Origin of the sequence: Lentzea sp. NPDC006480 (assembly GCF_040611995.1) — a bacterium.
GTDB lineage: Bacteria > Actinomycetota > Actinomycetes > Mycobacteriales > Pseudonocardiaceae > Lentzea.
The window spans coordinates 1-19,606 of sequence record NZ_JBEXPJ010000168.1; the positions used below are offsets into that span (position 1 = coordinate 1).

Below are 19,606 nucleotides of genomic sequence, written 5' to 3' on the forward strand. Positions count from 1 at the left end.
ACGGACAGGATGAAAAAGGCTCACCACCAACTTGGCTGTGTGGGCTAGCCCCTCAGGAAGGCTGAGGTTGCTGTTAGGGCGCTTTGGGATGAGCCCGCGTTCTCCACCAGTACTGCGAAGGCGACGTTGCCCTGGTAGCCCACGAACCAGCCGTGGGCGGTGCCCCCGCCTGCTTCCGCGGTTCCCGTTTTGCCGTACAGGTTTGGGATTCCGGCCAGTTGCTTCGCGGTTCCCGAGGTGACCACCTCGCGCATCATGGTGCGCAGGGGTGGGAGCAATGCGGGTGGTGGTGGGGCGGCCGCGTCGTTGGGCGTGGCGGGCTTGCCTCGGATGAGGGTTGGGGTGGGGGTTCTGCCCGAGGCTGCGGTTGCGGCTACCAGGGCCATGCCGAAGGGGCTGGCTACCACGTTGCCTTGGCCGAAGCTGTTTTCCACCAGTTGCGTGCCGGAGTCCGGTGGGACCTTGCCCGTGTTGGTGTCCACGCCCGGGATGGTCCAGTCGGCGCCCAGGCCGAAGCGTTTGGCCATGTCCGGGAGGGCGTTCGGCTGGAGTTGGGAGCCGAACTGGGCGAACGTCGTGTTGCAGGAGTAGGCGAAGGCGGTGTGGAACGGCAGCGAGTCGTAGCCGAAGTCCGCGTTCTTGATGGTCCGTTGGCCGATGGTCGTGCTGGCTGGGCAGGGGACTGCGGCGTTCGGCTGGGTCAGGCCCGCGTTCAGGATGGCGGCGCCGGTCACGATCTTCATCGTTGAGCCTGGGGCGTAGCGGCCGATGAACGGGTTGGTGCCCGAGAGGGTCTTGTTCTGGGCCACGGCCAGGATTTCCGTGGTGGCGGTGTCCACGGCGACGATGGCGGCGCCTTGGGGGAGGGCGTCTACTGCCTTTTGGGCCGCTGCCTGGCGGGCCGGGTCGATGGTCACCGTGATCTTTTCGGCCAGTTCGGGCTTTTTGCCGTCCAGGGCGGTGAAGGTGCTGCCGGTGGTGATGCCTACTTCCCAGCCGTCGGTGCCCTTGAGGTCGCCTACCTGGCCGGTGATTGCCTTGTAGATGCCGTCCGGGATGGTGGTGGCGACCAGCGGGTTGCCGTCGCGGCCCAGGAGGGCGCCGTCGGCCAGGGCCTTGCGGTAGGTCAGGGAGGCGCCTTCGGCCAGTTGCGGGTGGAGGATCGCCGGGGTCCAGTGGACCTTCCAGCTGCTGCCGGATTTTTGCATCGGGATCTTGATGTCGTACTTCAGCAGGGCTGAGCTCGGCATCGTCCACGTCACGGAGGCGGCGATCTCGGCGGTGGTGGCGTCGGCCGGTGGTGGTGGGGCCGAGGCCAGGCGGGCTTGGTAGGCGGAGGTGCCCATGCCCGATTTGGTGGCGGTGATCGCGGTGGTGGCGGCGTCCGGTTTGTCGGTCAGCTGGGCCGCGGAGGCGGCGTCGGACGTGGAGAGTTTGTTGACGAAGGTCTGGGCCACGTCGGACGCGCGTTCGGCTGGTGGTGCTTTTGGCGCATCTGGTGATGAGGTGGCCGGGTCTGAGTTCCAGAGCAGGGCGCCCGCCACGCCGATGATGGTGGCGGTGGCGAGGGCGCCGCTGATCAGGATCCATCTGCGGGCTTTTGGTTCCACGGTTGAGTTCCCCCCAGGTAAGTGCTTTCCCCGGTGGGAGACTAACGGCGGGAGGCTGAGAAGCCCTGAGGATTTCTACCTATCCGAGCTGGGGGACGCGGGTTTGGTAGTGCTTGAGCAGGTCGGCGTTGGCCGCGTCGCCGCCTTCGACGTTGGCGCTGCGCCAGAGGGGCAGTTGCACACCCGTCTCGGTGGCCTTGTCGATCAGGCGGACCATCAGCAGGTTCCAGAGGAACGTGGTGGCGACGGTCGAGATGGCGGCGGTGACCGGGGCGTCCACCGGGTAGGTGGAGTCGCCGGGCGGGACGAGGTTGTCCAGGACGACGGTGGCGACTTCGGCGAGGGTGACGCCTGCTCGGCGCGGGGCTTGGGAGCTGGAGCTGACCGAGGTGACGGCTACTACCGGGCAGCCTGCGTTGGCGGCTTCCTGGGCCAGTTCGACCGGGTAGTAGTTGACGCCCGAGGTGGAGAAGACGAAGAGGACGTCGTGCGGGGCGAGGCCTGCTTCGCGGAGGACTTCACTCGCCAGGCCGCTGCGGCGCTCGGCCGAGGTGCTGCTGATGGCGCCGTGCATCGGGAGCAGCTCGGGGTGGTAGATCGGGCGGACGCAGGCCAGGCCACCGGCGCGGTAGAAGGTTTCGGCGACCGCCGCGAGGGAGTGGCCGGCGCCGGCGGTGAGGAGCAGGCCGTCCGCCTGCACTGCGGCCAGCACGAGCTCGGCCACGTCGTCGAGCGCGGCGGCGTTGTGCTGTTCGACGCGCGTCAGGTGCGTGCGCACGAGGTTGCCGTAGTCGGAGCCGGTCACGGTGTCGGTCGTCATGCGGGTCAGTAGTACCGGATCGCAGGTGACCTCACCAGTAACCCGAGCACCACAAACCTCGATACGCGCGATAACGGGACTCGTGTGGGCAGGGGGTGGGTTGGATCAGGCGGTACTTCTACTTCTGGGTGGTGCTGGCGGCGGTCTTCACGGCTGCCGGGGCCACGCACATCGCGCTGGCGATCACCTACTCCGAGTTGTGGCCGGTGTGGGTGGCGTTGGCGCAGCTCGTCGTGGCTGGTGGTTGTGCGCGCGCGGCGGTGCGGGCGCGGCCGTGAGTCTCCGTACACTCCGGACCGTTGTCCGGCTGAGCGATTATTGGGGGTCGCGGTGAGCGGTAACAGGGTTTTGATCGCGGGGGCGAGCATCGCAGGGCCCGCGCTGGCGCACTGGTTGCGGCGGCGCGGTGCCGAGGTGACCGTGGTGGAACGGGCGGCCGGGTTGCGTCCCGGTGGTCAGGCGGTGGACGCGCGCGGGGTGGCCAGGGAGGTCATCCGGCGGATGGGGCTGGACGCGGAGGTGCGCGCGGCCTGCACGGACACGGCCGGTGCGCACACCGTGGACGTCGACGGGAACGTGCTGCAGACCTTCAGCGCCGAGGACGACGGTGGCGACGGGTTCATCGCGGAGATCGAGATCCTGCGCGGAGACCTGGCACAGGTGCTCTACGACGACACGTCTGACGGTGTCGAATATGTCTTCGGTGACCGGATCACCGAGCTCACGCAGGACGCGGACGGGGTCGACGTGACCTTCGCGAGCGGTGGGCAGCGGCGGTTCGACCTGGTGGTCGGGGCGGACGGGCTGCACTCGTCGTTGCGCGCGATGGTGTTCGGGTCGCGTGAGCAGTTCATCCACCACCTCGGAATGGTGCTGGCCTTCTACAGCGTGCCCAACGAGTTCGGGCTCGACCGCTGGTTCCTCGACTACCAGGACCCGGTGACCGCGCGGTCCGCCGGGTTGCGGCCGATTCAGGACGCCACGCAGGCGATGGCGCTGTTCTCCTTCCCCGCGAAGGAGTTCGACGTCGACCACCGCGACATCGAGGCGCAGAAGCAGTTGCTGCGCGCGAAGATGGACGGGTTCGGCTGGCTGACGCCGCAGATCCTCGCGCACCTCGACGACACCCCGGACTTCTACCTCGACCAGGTGGCCCAGGTGAAGATGGACCGCTGGTCGTCCGGACGGGTCGGGCTGATCGGTGACGCGGCGTTCTGCGCCTCGCCGATGTCGGGAGCCGGTACCGGGCTGGCGCTGGTCGGCGCCTACCTGCTCGCCGGTGAGCTGGCCGCGGCCAAGTGGGATCCGGAGACCGGGTTCGCCGCCTACGAGGAGCGGATGCGGCAGTTCGTCGCGGACAACCAGGAGATCGGCCGGCTGCACGCGCAGAGTCGCGCGGTGCCGCAGGCGGAGATCGAGCCGGGTCCGGAGCCCGACATGGAGGCGTTGATGGCGCTGGTCGACCGCGCGATCAACGGTGTCGAACTGCCCGACTACGCCGACGTGCCCGACTCACGCCAGTAGTTCCACGCCGAGCGCGGAAGCGGTGTGCAGGACGGAGTTGCGGTGGCGTTGAGCCACGGCCAGGCCCGCGTCTCGCAGCACGGAGGCGTGGGCGCTGGCCGAGGCCGCCGAGATGCCGAGTCTGCGCGCCAGTTCGGTGGTGGTGCAGCCGCCCGCGATGACTTCGAGGGCGGCTGCGCGGGTGCGTCCGAGCAGGGCTTCCAGCGAGCGTTTGCCCGTGGCGGCGATGTGGAGATCGCGGGCGATCGGGTAGACCAGGACCGGCGGGTGGCGCTGGTCGCGGAGCATGATCGGGCGTTCCCAGCAGAAGTACGACGGGACCAGCACCAGGCCCTGGCCGTGCAGGTGGACGTCCCGTTGCGGGAAGCGGGACTCGATCCGCAGGACCGGCGAGGCCCAGGAGATGGTCGGGTGCAGGGCCGAGAGCATGCCCTCGCAGCCGTTGTCCAGAAAGGACCGTGCCCGGACCGCGCGGTCGGCGTCGACTCCTGCTCTGATCTCGTCCCAGAACGGCGCGAGGGCCTGCCGGTGGTAGCCGCGCAAAGCCTCGCCGAGGGAGTCCAAAGTGGCGACGTCGCCGCTGGCCAGCAGGTGGGTGCGCGGGTCCCGGTGCCGGCCGTCGAGCTGGGCGAGGTCGGCGCGCAAGCACTCGACGGGTGTGCTGAGCACGGCGTCGATGCCCGCGTCGAGGGCGCACGAACCCGCGGTGGGCGTCAGGAAGTCGGGGGAGTAGCCGACGGGTGGTGCCAGCTGCATGAGCCAGCGGGCGTCGCCGGGCAGGGTCGTGCGCACGTTCGCGCGCCAGGTGCCGAACACCGGGGTCGCCGAACGCTGCCGCAGCACGTGCAGGCTCAGCAGGATCTCCCACATCGGGTCGGGACCAGGGGCCACACGCACCCTCGCCAGGTCCTCCGCCGTGAAGTGGACACGCAGCACGGCAAGCAGAGTGGCACAGCGTCTCAGGCCTTGTACCGGATTCGAGACGACTCAGCCGAACGGTGCAAAGCACCCCACTCTGCGTGGGCGTGAGTACTTCTACCTGGCTTTTTAGGACTTGGCCGAATGTGGTGGCGGGTGGTTGCGCGTTGCCGAGAAGCTTTCGCCGAGCGCCGTGCCAGGGGTTCGGCGCCTCCACTGAGGGGATCTGAAAGATGAAGCTTGCGAAGATCACCGGGGCGATCGCCGCGGCCGGCGTCGCGATGACCATCTTGACCGCACCGGCCATGGCCGCGCCCGGTGAGAACGTCATCCCGGCCGCCGCCGAGCTCGGCATCCAGGGTGAAGGCGTTCTGCCGCACCAGTTCCAGGTCCAGAAGACCGGCTACTGGTGCTCCGCGGCCGCCGCTCGCATCGCCCTGACCGCGCGGGGCAAGTACGTCGAGCAGTCCACGCTGGCGTCGTACATGCACGTCACGACCGACGGCCTGCCGAACATCAAGAACCTCGAGAACGCCCTCGACCACTACACCGGCTCGACCTATTACCAGGTCAAGCAGTGGTCGACGGACGCGCAGCTGCTGACCAAGCTCAAGGCCGACGTGGTCTACAACGCCGACCGCGGCCACGCCGTCGTCATCAACGTGATCCGCCTGAACGGCCGCAACTACTCCGGCGGCCACTACGCGACGATCGTCGGCTACCGCGCCGGTGGCAACGAGTTCGCCGTGTCCGACCCGGCCTACTCCGGTGGCGGGCTCGCGTGGCTGAGCGCGTCCAACGTGTCGTCGGGCATCAAGCTCCGCCGGTACGTCGCTTAAGGTCTTCCGGCTTGTCGATGTCATCACCGTCCGCCACGTCGGCGCATTCGACGTGGCGGACGGTGTTGGCTTTGAGGTAGTCGCGGGCGCCCTGGTCGCCTGCTGCCGAGGCCATCACGCCGGCGAAGTGGTCGCTGCCGATCAGGACCGGGTGGCCGATCTCTCCGTCGTAGACCGCGCGGGCGAGGGCTTCCGGTTCGGCGAGGGCCATGAGGCGATGCAGGGCTTCGACGGTGACGCCGGGGGTGTCCACGGGCAGGACGATCACGGCGTCCGCGATGCCGATCGCGTGCAGTCCGGTTCGGAGGGACGAGCCCATTCCGGTGTCCCAGTGCGGGTTGTCGACGACGGTGACGCCGTGGAGTTCGGCCTTCTCGCGGACTTCGGCGGCTTTGGCGCCGAGCACGACGACAACCGGGTCGCAGCCGGCGGCTTTGAGCAGTTCGGCCGCTGAGTCGACGAAGAGCTTGCCGTCCAGCGGGACGAGGGCTTTCGGGGTGCCGAACCGGCGGCCGGCCCCCGCAGCTAGCAGGAGACCGGCCACGCGCATGCGTTCAAACTAGCAACTCGTGAACTGCTCGTTCATGATCAGGAACGCCCCGATGCCGTGCAGGTCGTTCACCGCCCGCGGCCGGGCGAGGTAGAACGGCAGGTCGCCGACGTTCGTGCCGACGCAGATCTCGGAGATCTCGGTGTTGCCGTCGGCGTTGATCTTCACGCGCTCCAGCACACCGCGACGGCCGCGCTGGGCCACGACGTCGTACCTGCGTGACACATAACCGCGCTCCACGGCCCGTGAGATGGCCATCGAGTACATGGACGAGCACGAGGTCTCGGTCCAGTTCTCCGGGTTGGTGCCCTTGTCCACGACCTGGAACCAGCGGCCGGTCTTGGGATCCTGGTACTTCGCGAGCGCCGCGATGAGCTTGCCGAGGATCGAGATCAGCTTCGGCCGGTCCGGGTGGTTGCGCGGCAGGTCCTCCAGCACGTCGCAGCACGTGATGGCGTACCAGCCCATCGCGCGGCCCCAGAACTCCGGCGACACGCCCTTGGTCTTGTCGGCCCACGACACCGTGCGCGACTCGTCGTACGCGTGGTGGAAGAGGCCGTCCTTGTGCTGCAGGTTCTTCGCGTAGACGAAGAGCTGCTTCAGAGCTTCCTCGGTCGCCCACTGCTTCTCGCCGAACGTGTAACCGTGCCGCATGATGAACGGCACGACCATGTAGACGCCGTCCGACCAGTTCTGCCAGTCGCGCGTGCCGCCCTCGGCGTGCCAGAAGCCGCCTTCCTTGGTGCGCGCGTAGGTGTTCAGGCGCTCGCGGATCTGCGTCGAAGCGGTTCGGTACCTGATGTCGCCGGTCGCGTTGTAGAGCAACGGCAGCAGCTGGCCCGCGCGCATCGCGTCCAGGTTGGTGAAGGAGCGGCTCATCCGGCCGTCCGGCCCGACGAACCGGTCGACCCACGCCTTGATGAAGTCGAAGTACTTCTTGTTCTTGGTGCGCTGGAAGACGAGCCACTGCCCCCACAGGTACAGGCCGCGCGTGTAGCCCCAGCCGCCGAGCGTCTCCGGCGTGTACTGCCGCATCGTCGACTCGACGACCTCGACGGACCAGTCGGTGCGGTCCTTCGAGGTGTCCGCTTGCGCCGTGCCCGTTCCGAGAGCGGCACCACCTAGAGCGACGCCGCCGAGTCTGACGAAGTCGCGCCTGGAAGTGGTCATGCGTGTTCCCTCCAAGGGGATGCCCTGGCGGCGGCACACACAGACCTATCAGGCCGAGAGATCCGATGTCTAGGCCAGATGTTCCAGAAGCATCGAGGAAACCGCCTCCGGGATCTCCTCAGGGATCCAATGACTGACGTCCTCGACCATCTCGAACCGGTATCCGCCGGTGCACCAGTTCTCGGTCTCGAACGCGGCGGCCGAGCCGAACGCGACGTCCTCGGTGCTCCACACGTACATGGTCCTGACGCTGACCTTCTCGGCCGCGCCGTACGGCTTGCCCGCGCGGTACCAGTTGAGCGCGGCCGTCAGCGCGCCCGGCTCGTTGAGTCGCTGCAGGTACTCGTCCAGGTGCGAGGGGCGGATCTTCCACTCGAACATCTGCTTGAGGATGCGCGCGCCGTTCTCCAGCATCCGCTTCTCGGTGCTGCGCTCACGCCAGTCGAGCATGTACTGCGACCGCAGCCGCTGGTCCTCGTCGGTCTGCAGCGCGGTTTTCAACGCGCCGGGGTGGGGCGTGGAGAACACGTTGAGGGTCCGGAGGCGGTCCGGGTGCTCGATCGCGGTCCACCACGCGACGGCGCCGCCCCAGTCGTGGCCGACCAGGTCGAACGTGCCCCAGCCCAGCGCGTCCGCCATCGCGATGACGTCGCCGACCAGGTGCGTGACCGTGTACTCCTTGGCTTCCTCCGGCCGCACGCCGGGGGAGTAGCCGCGCTGGTCCGGGGCGACCGCGCGGAAGCCGTTGACGCCCAGCACCGCGACCTGGTGCTCCCACTCGATGGCGGCCTCGGGGAAGCCGTGCAGCAGCAGCACCGGGCGGCCGTCCTCGGGGCCGGACGCGATGGCGTCGAAGGTGCCTGCCTCGGTCTCGATGCTGATGTGTTCGATCACGAGTTCGAAGGTTACTCGGCGCGCAGACGGCCGAATGACCGGTCGCCGGCGAGCCATTCGTCCTGCTCGTGCCGGTGCACGAGGTCTGCGAGCCGACCGCGCAGGCCGGGTTCCAGCGGACCGAACGCGGTGTTGAACGCCTGGAGGTCGGCAGGGCTCGCCAGGAGGGTGAGCAGCTGCAGCACCTGGCCACTGTTGTCGGCGGGTAGCCGCAAAAGCTCCTGTGCGGACGCGATCGTGCCGAGCGCGAGAACCGCGGAAGGGAATCGCTCCAGAGCGCCGTGGGCCGCCTGATGGGCGCCATCGTCGTCAGCTGCGGTGCGCCACACCTCGAGATCACCGATCACTCGCCGGGCACTACCTGTGTGACCTGGCTCTCAAGGTCCGAGCCGAAAGACGTGGTCGCACGAACATCGGGTGTGCATCCGCATGTCGACGTGCTGACATCCCCGACCGATACGAATGCCGTTGTGCTCGTGCTGCACGGCGGCCGCGAACACGGCCAGGAACCCGTCCGGCGGCACAACCTCGCTTATCTGAGGATGGTGCCGCTGGCCCGAGCGCTGCGTGCGCCCGGCGTCGAGGTGTGGGTGCTGCGGTACCGCAAGCGCGGCTGGAACGCGCCGAGCCTCGATCCGGTCAAGGACGCGGAGTGGGCGTTGAACAAGATCTCCCAGCTGCATCCGGGCAAGCCGGTCGTGCTCGTCGGGCACTCGATGGGCGCGAGGACGGCACTGCGGGTCGCGGGCCATCCCGGTGTCCGAGCCGTGTGCGCGCTGGCGCCGTGGATCGAGCCTGGGGAGCCGTTCCAGCAGCTCAAGGGCAAGTCGTTGCTCATCGCGCACGGCGACCAGGAACGGATGACGGACCCGGCCAGGTCGTTGTGGTTCGCGCGGCAGGCCAAGACGGTCACGGCGAAGGTCGCGCGGTTCAGCGTCGAGGGCGACGGCCACGCGATGTTGAAAAGAGCCCGCGACTGGACCCGGCTCGTCGTCGACTTCGTGCGCGGTGAGCTCGGGCTCGAACCGGTGGCACCCGACATCGCGAATGCCATGCGGGAGGCCTCGCCGGGTGGCCTCGACGTGCCTTTGGGAGGTTCGCGTGGCTGAGGTCGCCGTCATCGGGGCAGGGGTTGCCGGGCTCACCGCCGCCTACGTGCTGCAACGCCGGCACGACGTCACGTTGTTCGAGGCGGACGACCGGCTCGGCGGGCACGCGCACACGCACGACATCGGTGGGGTGCCGGTGGATTCCGGGTTCATCGTCCACAACGAACGGACGTACCCGAACCTGATCCGGCTCTTCCGCGAGCTGAACGTGTCCACTCAGGACTCCGAGATGTCGATGAGCGTGCGGTGCGACGGGTGCGGGCTGGAGTACGCGGGCGCCCGGAAGCTGCCCGGTCTGTTCGCACAACCGCGAAACGCCACCAACGGCCGGTATCTCCGGATGCTGTCGGAGATCACGCGGTTCTACCGGCACGCGGCACGTGTGCTCGACCACGAGGAGGCGCACGACGTCACGCTCGGGGCGTTCCTGGTGATCGGCGGCTACTCGCGCTACTTCATCGACCACTTCATCATCCCGCTGGTCAGCGCGGTGTGGTCGTCCGGCGCGGCGCTGAGCATGAAGTACCCGGCCTGGTACCTGTTCGAGTTCCTCGGCAACCACGGCATGTTGTCGATCGGTGGCACGCCGCAGTGGAAGACGGTCGTGGGCGGCTCGCACACGTACGTCGACCGTGCGGTGAAGGGGTTGCGCGCCGTCCACGTCAGCACTCCGATCCGGGCGGTGACGCGGACCGGTGGCGGCGTGGAGATCCGCGACGGCAACAACGTGCCGCACACCGCGGACCACGTCGTCATCGCCACGCACCCGGACCAGGCGCTGGGGCTGCTCGCCGATCCGACGCGCGAGGAGAAGGAGGTGCTGGGCGCGTTCCAGTACTCGCGCAACGAGACCTGGCTGCACACCGACGCCTCGATCCTGCCGCGCACGAGCGGGGCCAAGGCGTCGTGGAACCTCTACAAGCGAGCGTGCCACGAAACCGGCGACCAGGTGCTCGTCAGCTACCACATGAACCGGCTGATGCGGCTCGACGAACCGCGCGACTTCGTGGTGACGCTGAACCCGCGCGACGTCGATCCTGAACGCGTCCTCGCGCGGATGGTGTACGAGCACCCGATCTACACGCCGGAATCCGTTGCGGCGCAACGACGTCTGCCCGAGGTCAACAGCGCCACGACCGCGTACGCCGGCGCGTACCACGGCTGGGGCTTCCACGAGGACGGCTGCGCGTCAGGAGTGCGTGCGGCCCAGCACTTCGGGGTCGACTGGTGATCTACGACGTCGTCATCACGCACGCCCGCCGTGAGTTGATCGAGCGGACTTTCAGCCACCGCGCGTACATGTGGCTCGTGGACCTCGACTCGTTGCCACGCCTGCCTTGGTGGGTGCGGCCGTTCGCCCGGTTTGAGGCCCGTGATCACCTCGGGTCGCCGGACAAGTCCATTCGGGAGAACTTGGACGAGTGGCTGGCCGAGCGCGGGATCGAGCTCGGCGGCGGGCAGGTCCTGATGCTCGCCAACGCGCGCGTACTCGGCTACGTCTTCAACCCGCTGTCCGTGTACTGGTGCCACGACGCGTCCGGAGCGCTCGTGTGTGTGGTCGCGGAGGTGCACAACACCTACGGCGGCCGGCATTGCTATCTGCTGCGCACCGACGACCAGGGCCGGGCGTCGGTGGACAAGGAGTTCTACGTCTCCCCGTTCCTGGAAGTCGACGGCCACTACGTGATGAAGCTGCCGAAGCCGGGAAACCAGCTGTCCGTGACCATCGCGTTGCGGCAGAACGGGAGGACGACCTTCAGCGCCACGATGAAGGGCACCCGCAGCACGGGGCTGCGGATGCTGTTCAGACGGCCGCTGATGACCCAGCGCGTGTCCGCGTTGATCCGCCGTCATGGCATCGCTCTGTACTTCAAGCGTCTGCCGATCGTTCCCAGGAGTAGTGAATGAGCACGTTGTCGCTGCCCCGTCCTGGCCAGGGCATCTGGCCGGACCTGTTCACGACACCGCGGTCGCCGTTGCGCGCGCGGATCGCCGAGTCGTTGTTCCGCAACGCCGTGCGCACGCTGCCGGTGACCATCGAGCTGCCCGACGGCAGGACGTGGGGCGCCGGTGGGCCGGTCATGCGCCTCATCCGGCCCGCGGCGTTCTTCCACCGGCTCGGCGCCGACGCCAAGATCGGTTTCGGCGAGGCGTACATGGTGGGCGACTGGGTGTCCGACGAGCTCGCGGACGTGCTGTCGGCGTTCGCGGCCCGGTTGTCGACGTTGATCCCGCCGCGCCTGCAGCAGCTGCGGCGGTGGGCCGAGCGGCGCCAGCACGAGATCAACGACGTCGCCGGCTCGCGGCAGAACATCCACCGGCACTACGACCTGTCGAACGAGCTGTTCGCGGCGTTCCTGGACGAGACGATGACGTACTCGTCGGCGCTGTTCGAGAACCGGGACGTCGACCTGCGCACGGCTCAGCTGCGCAAGATCGACGGTGTGCTCGACTACGCCGGGGTGCGGCCGGGTTCGCGGGTGCTGGAGATCGGCACCGGCTGGGGCGCGCTGGCCATCCGGGCGGCCGAGCGGGGAGCGACCGTCACGTCGTTGACGATCTCAGCGGAGCAGCGGAAGTTGGCGCTGGACCGGGTGAGGGACGCGGGCCTCCACGATCGGGTGACGGTCGAGCTGCGCGACTACCGAGAGGAGCACGGTCAGTACGACGCCGTGGTGAGCGTCGAGATGATCGAGGCAGTCGGTGCCGAATATTGGCCGGCGTACTTCTCGATGCTCGACCGGGTGCTCGCGCCGGGCGGCCGGGTGGGGCTGCAGGCGATCACCATGCCGCACGACCGCATGATCGCCAGCAAGGCCACCTACAGCTGGGTTCACAAGTACATCTTCCCCGGCGGGCTCATCCCGTCGGTCCGCTCGATCGAGGAGTCGGTGCGCGACCACACGCGGCTGCGGATCGTCGAGACTCGGTCGTTCGGCCACGACTACGCCGAGACCCTTCGTCGTTGGCGCGACACGTTCCTCACCCGTTGGGACGAGGTGAAGCAGCTCGGCTTCGACGACACCTTCCGCCGGATGTGGGAGTTCTACCTGGCCTACTCGGAGGCGGGCTTCCGGGTCGGCTACCTGGGAGTACAGCAATTCGCCATGGCCGAAAGACTGGGCCATTAGGACCACCTTCTGCCCCAAAAGGGTGCTGCTTGCCCCACCCGGCTGGACTTCGTGGTCCTCTTGGAGACAGGCGGTATCAAACGGCTGACTGCGGTCTCTATCTCAGTGAAGCCCCCAGTGTCGCTGTAGTGGAGGAGGTCGCCGGGATGGTCCAACCCACAGCCGTGCGGACCGGTGGCGGTGTAGGCGTCCTCTCACCGGAGGACACTTGGAACCAGCCAACGGTGCCCATGCGCCGTCGGGTGCGCCAGGCACCGGTCTCCAACCAGTGGCTCGCCGAAGCCGAGTTCACGGACCTCGTCGACGCCGCTCTAGCCGGAGACAGACGGGCGGTCGAGCACCTGCTCGGCCGGATCCAGCCGCTGATCGTGCGCTACTGCCGCGCTCGTGTCGGCGGCCGGGAGCGCACTCTCGTCTCGGCCGAGGACATCGCGCAGGAAGTGTGCGTGGCGGTGCTCGGCGCGTTGTCCAAATACCGCTACGAACCAGGTTCGTTCCTGGCCTTCGTGTACGGCATCGCCGCGCACAAGGTCGCCGACGCCCGCCGCCGCGCCGTGCGCAACCGCGCCGAGGTCGTGCCGGAGCTGCCGGACTGTCCTTCTCTGGAGGACGGGCCGGAGCAACGCGCGGTCAACGGCGAGATGCTGACCCAGGTCACGCGGCTGCTGCACAAGCTGCCGGCTCGCCAGCGCGAGATCCTCGTGCTGCGGGTGGCGGTCGGGCTGTCCGCGGAGGAGGTCGCGCTCGCGGTCGAGTCGACGCCGGGTGCGGTCCGGGTCGCGCAGCACCGCGCGCTCACCCGGATGCGGGAGATGATCGCCGAGGAAGGCTGACCATCTGGATGATCGCGGCGAGGTCTTGCGGGCAGGACGGGAACGGGGAGTGTCCTGCATCAAGGCTCCGCGGTCGCAGCATCTCGGTGGGTACGTCTTCGACGTCGTTGAAGAAGATCGTTCCCGGGGTTTTCGGGTGGAGCACGTCGCCGGCTCGTCGCCACCACGGTGGGGGCGGGCCGACCGCGCTCGCCAGTGAGTCGCCGACGTCGAGCTGGAACGCGGCGCGCCTCGCACTCCAGCGGCGCGCGGGCAACGCGGACGTGATCATGCGCTCGGGACTGCTGTCCTGAGGTCGGTGAACGCCGCGACCAGCGCCGTGAGCAGGATCAACGCGCCGAACGCCGCCACTGCGGCCGCACCACCGACGACATCTGCCGCGAACGCGCCGAGGACGGGCGCGAGAGGGGTGAGCGCGCGGGTGGTGACGGTCAGGACGGCGTCCATACGTCCCATGAGGTCGTCGGGGACCATCGCCATGAACATCGCGCTCACCGAGACGTTGAGCAACGGCGTCGCGATCGCCGTGACCATCAACGGCACGAACGGCCACCACGCGCCGAGGGGGAGCGCCATCGCGAGGTTGCTCACGCCGAAGATGTTGAGGACGGCGACCACGAGCCGTGCGGGCGTCACGGTGACCCTGGGCGAGATGAGCGCACCGAGCACGCCTCCGACGCCGATGCCGGTGAGCACCAGGCCGACCAGCCAGTCGGCACCGCCGCGTTCCTTGACGGTCGCGACGACCGGGATCAGCGTGGCGCCGCCGAGCAGGTTGAGCGTCAGGAAGATCGCCATGAGGTTGCGCAGGCCGTGCTGGTGCCACAGCCACGTCCATGCTTCTTTGAGGTCGTGGTGCATGCGCTGGCGTGGCCGTTGCTCGGTGCGTGTGGGGATCTTTGCCAACCACGCGCAGACGGCCGCTACCAAGAAGGAGACGGCGTCCGCGATGAACGGGACCGCGCGACCGAACCCGAACAGGAGCGCGCCGAGCGACGGGCCGACGAGCCACGCCGTGTGGCCGCGGGCTTCCTCTTGGGCGTAGGCGGTCTTGAGCTGATCCGGCGGCACGACCGACTTGATCGCGGTGGACCGCGCGGGGCCGGTGAAGGCGGTGCAGACGCCGTCCACCGCGGCCAGTGCGACGAACAGGGCGATGGAGTTGAGGCCGGTGATGACGTTGGCGGCCATCGCGGCGACCGCGACCGCCTGCGTCGTCTGGCTCGCCATGAGGACTATGCCGCGGTCCCAGCGGTCCACCCACACACCCGCCGGCATCTGCGCGAGGATCAGCGACGTCGCCCGCACGCCCGCGATGACGCCCGCCCAGAAGAACGACCCGGTGACCGCGAGGATCAGCAGTGGCATGGCGTAGGTCGTGAGCTGGGTGCCCAGCTGCGAGACTGCGCCGCCGGACCACAGCAGCTGGAACTGGACGTTTTTCCTGAGTGGAACCCCCATGGCGATCATTCCTAGCGCATGAATGTCGGTGTCGGGTGGCAAAGTTTGTCCCATGGCTGATCCGGACTTCGACGTGCTGCTCACCGGCACCGTCTTCCTCGACATCATCTTCACCGGCCTGCCGCGTCCACCAGCGGCGGGGACGGAGGTGTGGGCCGAGGGGCTCGGGTCGTGTCCGGGCGGGATCGCGAACCTGGCGGTGGCGTTGCGCCGGCTGGAGCTCAGAACCGCGCTGGCGGCGGCGTTCGGTGAGGACGCGTACGGCGACTTCTGCTGGGACGTGCTGGCCGACCAGGAGGGGGTCGACCTCTCTTACTGCCGGCGGTTCTACGGGTGGCACTCGCCGGTGACCGTGTCCATGGCGATGGAGCGCGATCGTTCGATGGTCACGCACGGGCACAAGGCGCCGGTTGTGGCTGACGACCTGTTCTGCCCGCCGCCATCGTCGCGGGCGTGTTTCGTGCACATACAGGGCGAGGACGAACAGTGGGTGCGCACGGCGAAAGAGAACGGCGCGCTCTTGTTCGCGGACATCGGCTGGGATCGCACCGGGGCGTGGTCGCCGGAGCTGTTGCGCCGCCTTGAGGGATATGACGTGTTCCTGCCCAACCACGTGGAGGCGCAGGGGTACACGCGCACCGATTCGCCGGAGGCCGCGGCGCGCAAACTGGCCGAGCACGTGCCGGTGGTGGTCGTCACACGCGGGGGCGGGGGAGCGGTCGCCGTCGACAGCTCTACCGGCGAAGTGGTCGACGTGCCGGGGCTGAACGTGGCGCAGCTCGACCCGACCGGGGCCGGTGACGTGTTCGGCGCCGGGTTCGTGATGGGCACTCTCGCCGGGTGGCCGCTGGAGCACCGGGTGCGGTTCGCGAACCTGTGCGCTGCGCTGTCCGTGCAGCACTTCGGCGGGTCGCTGTCGGCGCCGGGCTGGGGCGACATCGCGGTCTGGTGGCGCACGGTGAGCAGGAGGCCGGACGAGGAGCTGACGCGGTACGGGTTCCTCGACGACCTGCTGCCCGACCACGTGGGCGTCGAGGTGAGGAGGGCCAGTCCGACGATCGGCCTGCGATTGCTCCGGTAGGGTCACCTTCTCGGCCGTGAACGGACGAACTCAGCAGCTCAACCGGTTCACACCGAGTCGCGTTCGGGATGCACCGCTGGCTGCGATGTTCCCGACGCATCCACCTGTCTGGTCAGACAGGTGCGGGCATGGTGACGAATACCCACGCCGACCGAGCTCGTGTTCTCACGTTGACGGCGGCGACGACGTCGGCGGATCCAGCGAGACCACATCGACGGCAGCGAAAGGCGTCCCTGGTGGGACGGTTGTTCTTTGCGGTGTGTCCGCATCGTGGACACATCTGCGATGTGTAGCGGGCATCCACCTCTTGGAACGGAACGCCAGCACGTCGCGCCTTGTAAGCGATGAACGCGCCGAGTTGGTGGAACGGCCAGGAAGACAGGGCGGCTCGCTGGTGCCGGTTCGGCCGTACCCGATCGCGGATGCCACCGAGTTCTTCGATGGCGACGCCGCGGCCGGTGCGTTCGGCAACAGCCACAACCTGTTTGCTGATCTTGTGATTCTCGCAGGCGGCGTGCCGGGACTCTTTCTTCGCCCGACGTTTGAGCCGCCGCCTCGCGGACTTCGTGTTCTTGGTCTGCAACTCGCCGCGCTCATGGGCGTGCCAGCGTCTGTATCGAGACAACCTGCGGCCGCTCGAACTGCTCGCGTTCAGGGATCTCGCAGGTGGCAAGAAGGAACCAGTTTCCGTCGTCGCACATGAGATCCGACTCACCCCGTCGGTGCTCTCGCAGTGTCGTGAGGTGCGCGACCTCTCCGGTGAACGCGAGGTTCTTCAGTCGGCCCGCAGTCGTCCAGATCGACACGGTCCGCGCGTCGTGCTGCTACGAGAGGCAGCGGTCGTCGAACGGTTGAGCCGCCTTCAGCCGGAACCTGATCGGTGCCGCCTCGGCTTTGGCCTTGCGCTTTCCCGTCAAGTTTCCGGCTCGGACGTTCGCACGCAGCACGGTGTAGGCATCTGCGACCTTGCGCAGCACGTGCAACGCCGGCTGGGCGGACAAGCCGCGTTCCTTCAACTCCGGGTAACACGCCTTCTGCAGCGCCAAGCGTGACATCTGACCGCTGCGGAACGCGGTCTCCGCCACCCAGTTCGCCGCTTCGTTGCACGTCGTCAGCGTCGCCGCCAGCGCGATGGCCTGGCTGGGTGCCGGCAGCAGCTTCACGCGCACCACCAGCTTCACGCGATCCAGCGTGGAACACCCGTTCGAACGGGAATCGCGCCGGTCCCTGGCCTGCTCTTCTGGTCCCAATCCGTGCGCGGTCGCGATCCCTGCGACAATCGGATGCAAAGAGTCGATCAGCGGACGCAACCTCACGGGCCTCCCGCGCGACTTAATACGTAGAGAGTCTCTCTGGGGTTTGGTTCGGAAGGAGTTGCGGGTTGTTCGCCGCACGCGCGTCAGGCTTGGTCAAGTTGCTGGGGTTGTGCCTGACGGCGGGCGTGCTCCTCGCCGCGATGGTGTTCCCGTTCGTCGGAGGTCTCGGGCTCGCGTCCAACCGCGCGGCCGACGAGGTCGACAAGACGTCCGGTGATCTCGCGAAGGCGGAGCTGCCGCTCGTCACGACCATCCAGGACATGAACGGCGACCCGATCGCCTACCTGTACGACCAGTACCGGATCCCGCTCACGTCCGGGGAGATCTCGGACACCATGAAGGCCGCGATCCTGGCGATCGAGGACAAGCGGTTCTACGAGCACCGCGGCGTCGACTGGCAGGGCATCGCCCGTGCCGCCGCCAAGGCAGGTGTGGACGGTGGCGCGACGCAGGGTGCCTCGACGCTGACGCAGCAGTACGTCAAGAACTACATGGCGTTCGTGCTCGGTGCCGACAACGAGCAGGAGGCCTGGGAGAAGGCCACCGAGGCGACCGTCGGCCGCAAGCTGCGCGAGGCCCGCGTCGCCCTGCAGCTGGAGCAGGAGGTGTCGAAGGACGACATCCTGGCCGGCTACCTGAACATCGTGCCGCTGGGCAACCAGACCTACGGCGTCGGCGCGGCGGCCAAGGCGTACTTCAACACCACGGCCGACAAGCTGACCGTCCCGCAGGCCGCGCTGCTCGCCGCGATCGCGAACCGGCCCTCGTCGCTGAACCCCGGCGCCTCCCCGGAGAAGGCGCTGGAACGTCGCAACATCGTCATCGACAAGATGCGCGAGAACGGCGCGTTCGGCAAGGACGAGGCAGAGGCCAAGACGAAGGCCGAGGAGTACAAGGGCGCGCCGCTGGGCGTGGTCGACAACCTGCAGCTGCTGCCCAAGGGTTGCGTCGGCGCCGGTGACGGCCCGATCTACGGCTTCTTCTGCGACTACCTGCTCGACTACCTGCGCGCGGCGGGCATCACGAACAAGCAGCTGCAGCGCGGCGGTCTCACGATCAAGACCACGATGGACCCGAAGGCCACCAAGGCGGCCAAGCAGTCGGCCGAGCAGCAGGTGCCGAAGACCCAGAACGGCATCGCGAACGTCATGTCGGTCGTCGAGCCCGGCAAGGACAGGCACAAGGTCCGCGCCCTCGTCGCCAACCGCGACTACGGCAACAACGCGGAGCTCGGCCAGGTCGCCCGCCCCGTGCCCGCCGAGGTCCTCCCGTTCGGTCCCGGCTCGGTGAACAAGGTCTTCACCGCGGCCGCCGCGCTGGAGAACGGCGTCACCGGCATCGACAAGACCATCGACGTCCCCAACACCTACACGTCGCGGGCGTACGCGAACGGCGGCACGCCCTGGACGATCCACAACGCCGCCCCCTACTCCGACAAGATGTCGCTCACCCAGGCCCTCGCGACCTCCCCGAACACGGGGTTCGTGATCCTGCAGGAGAAGACGGGCCTGAACAAGGTCGTGGACATGGCTTACCGCCTGGGCATGCGTGACACGCTCAGCAGCGTGAACCGCGGCGGCGAGCCCCTGAAGGCGGACGGCTCCAACGGCCCGTCCCAGGGCGACTGGACGAAGCAGAACAACGCGGGCTCCTACACCCTCGGCCCCGGCGCCACCAGCGTCCTGGAGCTGGCCAACGTCGCCGCCACCATCGTCTCCGGTGGCACCTGGTGCCCGCCGACCCCGGTGGAGAAGGTCATCGACCGCTACGGCAAGGAAATCCAGCTGCAGGAAAAGCCCTGCGAGCAGGCCGTGACCCCGGACCTGGCCAACTCCCTGGCCCAGGGCCTCTCCCACGACGTCGTGGGCGGCGGCACCGCGGCCGGGGCCGTCCCGCCGGGCTGGAACCGCAACATGATCGGCAAGACCGGTACCACCGAGGAGCACAAGTCGGTCGCCTTCATGGCCGCCACCATGCAGTACGCGGGCGCTGTGATGACCTACGCCGACGGCAACAACCCGCAGGTCATCTGCGCGAACCCGATCCGCCTGTGCCCGGGCTCCTCGGCAGGTGTCTACGGTGGTCAGGTGGCCGCGCCGACGTGGTTCAACGCGATGAGGGTGATCCACGAGGGCCTGCCCGCGGTGCCACTGCCACCCGCCGCGGCGCGCTACAAGTAGAGCTTTTCTGATTGCAGGGCCGCCGGACGCCAACCGCGTCCGGCGGCCCTTTGCTTTGCCCGCTGAGCCGCGCCCCACCCGCCGGGACCGTGCACAGGCGGTGCATACCGGGCACATCGGGGGGCATCGGACGGGCAGCCGCCGAGCGTCTCGCCGCGGACGGCATGGCC

The 19,606-nt window shown here is 68.3% G+C and carries 21 protein-coding genes; 11 read left to right on the forward strand and 10 right to left on the reverse strand.

Features of this window, described 5'->3' with window-relative positions; genetic code table 11:
* Positions 1-44: 44 nt before the first annotated feature.
* On the reverse strand, positions 45-1,610 hold the full coding sequence (locus ABZX92_RS38570; RefSeq protein WP_355570421.1) for a penicillin-binding transpeptidase domain-containing protein: 1,566 nt from the start codon (positions 1,608-1,610) through the stop codon (positions 45-47).
* Positions 1,611-1,689: 79 nt separating this feature from the next.
* Positions 1,690-2,430: an SIS domain-containing protein gene (locus ABZX92_RS38575; protein WP_355570422.1), complete on the reverse strand. Its 741-nt coding sequence runs from the start codon at positions 2,428-2,430 to the stop codon at positions 1,690-1,692.
* Positions 2,431-2,525: 95 nt separating this feature from the next.
* Between ABZX92_RS38575 and ABZX92_RS38580 the strand changes: the two genes are divergently transcribed.
* Both ABZX92_RS38580 and ABZX92_RS38585 read left to right on the forward strand, forming a co-directional pair.
* The gene (locus tag ABZX92_RS38580; protein ID WP_355570423.1) at positions 2,526-2,708 is read left to right on the forward strand and encodes a hypothetical protein; all 183 of its coding nucleotides are present in this window, start codon (positions 2,526-2,528) and stop codon (positions 2,706-2,708) included.
* A 52-nt stretch (positions 2,709-2,760) separates the two neighbouring features.
* Complete coding sequence (locus tag ABZX92_RS38585) at positions 2,761-3,954, forward strand: FAD-dependent monooxygenase (RefSeq protein WP_355570424.1); 1,194 nt, start codon at positions 2,761-2,763, stop codon at positions 3,952-3,954.
* Here ABZX92_RS38585 and ABZX92_RS38590 read toward each other — a convergent pair.
* Entirely contained in the window at positions 3,943-4,890 is a 948-nt protein-coding gene (locus ABZX92_RS38590) for an ArsR family transcriptional regulator (RefSeq protein ID WP_355570425.1), read from the reverse strand. The genes ABZX92_RS38585 and ABZX92_RS38590 overlap by 12 nt on opposite strands.
* A gap of 215 nt (positions 4,891-5,105) precedes the next feature.
* On the opposite strand from ABZX92_RS38590, the gene ABZX92_RS38595 reads away from it, so the two are divergent.
* The gene (locus ABZX92_RS38595) at positions 5,106-5,711 is read left to right on the forward strand and encodes a C39 family peptidase (protein ID WP_355570426.1); all 606 of its coding nucleotides are present in this window, start codon (positions 5,106-5,108) and stop codon (positions 5,709-5,711) included.
* Here the strand turns inward: ABZX92_RS38595 and ABZX92_RS38600 are convergent.
* The 4 genes from ABZX92_RS38600 to ABZX92_RS38615 form a co-directional block, all read right to left on the reverse strand.
* The gene (locus ABZX92_RS38600; protein WP_355570427.1) at positions 5,686-6,261 is read right to left on the reverse strand and encodes a nucleotidyltransferase family protein; all 576 of its coding nucleotides are present in this window, start codon (positions 6,259-6,261) and stop codon (positions 5,686-5,688) included. The genes ABZX92_RS38595 and ABZX92_RS38600 overlap by 26 nt on opposite strands.
* A 9-nt stretch (positions 6,262-6,270) precedes the next feature.
* The gene (locus tag ABZX92_RS38605) at positions 6,271-7,431 is read right to left on the reverse strand and encodes a glycoside hydrolase family 88 protein (RefSeq protein WP_355570428.1); all 1,161 of its coding nucleotides are present in this window, start codon (positions 7,429-7,431) and stop codon (positions 6,271-6,273) included.
* Positions 7,432-7,500: 69 nt separating this feature from the next.
* Positions 7,501-8,325, reverse strand: a complete 825-nt coding sequence (locus tag ABZX92_RS38610; protein ID WP_355570429.1) for an alpha/beta hydrolase — start codon at positions 8,323-8,325, stop codon at positions 7,501-7,503.
* 11 nt (positions 8,326-8,336) lie between these two features.
* Complete coding sequence (locus ABZX92_RS38615) at positions 8,337-8,672, reverse strand: hypothetical protein (protein WP_355570430.1); 336 nt, start codon at positions 8,670-8,672, stop codon at positions 8,337-8,339.
* Between the two features lie 123 nt (positions 8,673-8,795).
* On the opposite strand from ABZX92_RS38615, the gene ABZX92_RS38620 reads away from it, so the two are divergent.
* The 6 genes from ABZX92_RS38620 to ABZX92_RS38645 all read left to right on the forward strand — a co-directional run bounded on the left by ABZX92_RS38620 (position 8,796) and on the right by ABZX92_RS38645 (position 13,691).
* Positions 8,796-9,434 carry an alpha/beta fold hydrolase gene (locus ABZX92_RS38620; RefSeq protein WP_355570431.1) on the forward strand — a complete coding sequence of 213 codons (639 nt, stop codon included), beginning with the start codon at positions 8,796-8,798 and terminating at the stop codon, positions 9,432-9,434.
* Complete coding sequence (locus ABZX92_RS38625) at positions 9,427-10,665, forward strand: FAD-dependent oxidoreductase (RefSeq protein ID WP_355570432.1); 1,239 nt, start codon at positions 9,427-9,429, stop codon at positions 10,663-10,665. The genes ABZX92_RS38620 and ABZX92_RS38625 overlap by 8 nt, the downstream gene beginning before the upstream one ends.
* Positions 10,662-11,342, forward strand: a complete 681-nt coding sequence (locus tag ABZX92_RS38630; protein WP_355570433.1) for a DUF1365 domain-containing protein — start codon at positions 10,662-10,664, stop codon at positions 11,340-11,342. Before ABZX92_RS38625 ends, ABZX92_RS38630 begins: the two co-directional genes overlap by 4 nt.
* The gene (locus ABZX92_RS38635) at positions 11,339-12,565 is read left to right on the forward strand and encodes a cyclopropane-fatty-acyl-phospholipid synthase family protein (RefSeq protein ID WP_355570434.1); all 1,227 of its coding nucleotides are present in this window, start codon (positions 11,339-11,341) and stop codon (positions 12,563-12,565) included. The genes ABZX92_RS38630 and ABZX92_RS38635 overlap by 4 nt, the downstream gene beginning before the upstream one ends.
* A gap of 230 nt (positions 12,566-12,795) precedes the next feature.
* On the forward strand, positions 12,796-13,398 hold the full coding sequence (gene shbA / locus ABZX92_RS38640; RefSeq protein ID WP_355570441.1) for an RNA polymerase sigma factor ShbA: 603 nt from the start codon (positions 12,796-12,798) through the stop codon (positions 13,396-13,398).
* Between the two features lie 86 nt (positions 13,399-13,484).
* Positions 13,485-13,691, forward strand: coding sequence for a hypothetical protein (locus ABZX92_RS38645; RefSeq protein ID WP_355570435.1), 207 nt, complete (start codon positions 13,485-13,487; stop codon positions 13,689-13,691).
* Here ABZX92_RS38645 and ABZX92_RS38650 read toward each other — a convergent pair.
* Positions 13,666-14,859, reverse strand: a complete 1,194-nt coding sequence (locus tag ABZX92_RS38650) for an MFS transporter (protein WP_355570436.1) — start codon at positions 14,857-14,859, stop codon at positions 13,666-13,668. The two genes, ABZX92_RS38645 and ABZX92_RS38650, sit on opposite strands and share 26 nt — an antisense overlap.
* Positions 14,860-14,911: 52 nt before the next feature.
* Here ABZX92_RS38650 and ABZX92_RS38655 point away from each other — a divergent pair, with 52 nt between their 5' ends.
* Positions 14,912-15,940, forward strand: a complete 1,029-nt coding sequence (locus ABZX92_RS38655) for a PfkB family carbohydrate kinase (protein ID WP_355570437.1) — start codon at positions 14,912-14,914, stop codon at positions 15,938-15,940.
* Between the two features lie 112 nt (positions 15,941-16,052).
* Here ABZX92_RS38655 and ABZX92_RS38660 read toward each other — a convergent pair whose 3' ends face one another.
* The gene (locus ABZX92_RS38660; RefSeq protein WP_355570438.1) at positions 16,053-16,655 is read right to left on the reverse strand and encodes a transposase; all 603 of its coding nucleotides are present in this window, start codon (positions 16,653-16,655) and stop codon (positions 16,053-16,055) included.
* A 109-nt stretch (positions 16,656-16,764) separates the two neighbouring features.
* Positions 16,765-17,121 (reverse strand): hypothetical protein, encoded by a 357-nt coding sequence (locus ABZX92_RS38665; protein WP_355570439.1) that lies wholly within the window; start codon positions 17,119-17,121, stop codon positions 16,765-16,767.
* A 200-nt stretch (positions 17,122-17,321) separates the two neighbouring features.
* Between ABZX92_RS38665 and ABZX92_RS38670 the strand changes: the two genes are divergently transcribed.
* Positions 17,322-19,436, forward strand: coding sequence for a transglycosylase domain-containing protein (locus ABZX92_RS38670; RefSeq protein WP_355570440.1), 2,115 nt, complete (start codon positions 17,322-17,324; stop codon positions 19,434-19,436).
* Positions 19,437-19,606: the final 170 nt, after the last annotated feature.

What these genes read in the sequence shown, in the direction of transcription:
- ABZX92_RS38575 (WP_355570422.1), bottom strand. Translation starts at nt 2,430, where the DNA reads ATGACGACCGACACCGTGACCGGCTCCGACTACGGCAACCTCGTGCGC.
- ABZX92_RS38595 (WP_355570426.1), top strand. Translation starts at nt 5,106, where the DNA reads ATGAAGCTTGCGAAGATCACCGGGGCGATCGCCGCGGCCGGCGTCGCG.
- ABZX92_RS38600 (WP_355570427.1), bottom strand. Translation starts at nt 6,261, where the DNA reads ATGCGCGTGGCCGGTCTCCTGCTAGCTGCGGGGGCCGGCCGCCGGTTC.
- ABZX92_RS38605 (WP_355570428.1), bottom strand. Translation starts at nt 7,431, where the DNA reads ATGACCACTTCCAGGCGCGACTTCGTCAGACTCGGCGGCGTCGCTCTA.
- ABZX92_RS38635 (WP_355570434.1), top strand. Translation starts at nt 11,339, where the DNA reads ATGAGCACGTTGTCGCTGCCCCGTCCTGGCCAGGGCATCTGGCCGGAC.
- shbA (WP_355570441.1), top strand. Translation starts at nt 12,796, where the DNA reads ATGCGCCGTCGGGTGCGCCAGGCACCGGTCTCCAACCAGTGGCTCGCC.
- ABZX92_RS38650 (WP_355570436.1), bottom strand. Translation starts at nt 14,859, where the DNA reads ATGGGGGTTCCACTCAGGAAAAACGTCCAGTTCCAGCTGCTGTGGTCC.
- ABZX92_RS38655 (WP_355570437.1), top strand. Translation starts at nt 14,912, where the DNA reads ATGGCTGATCCGGACTTCGACGTGCTGCTCACCGGCACCGTCTTCCTC.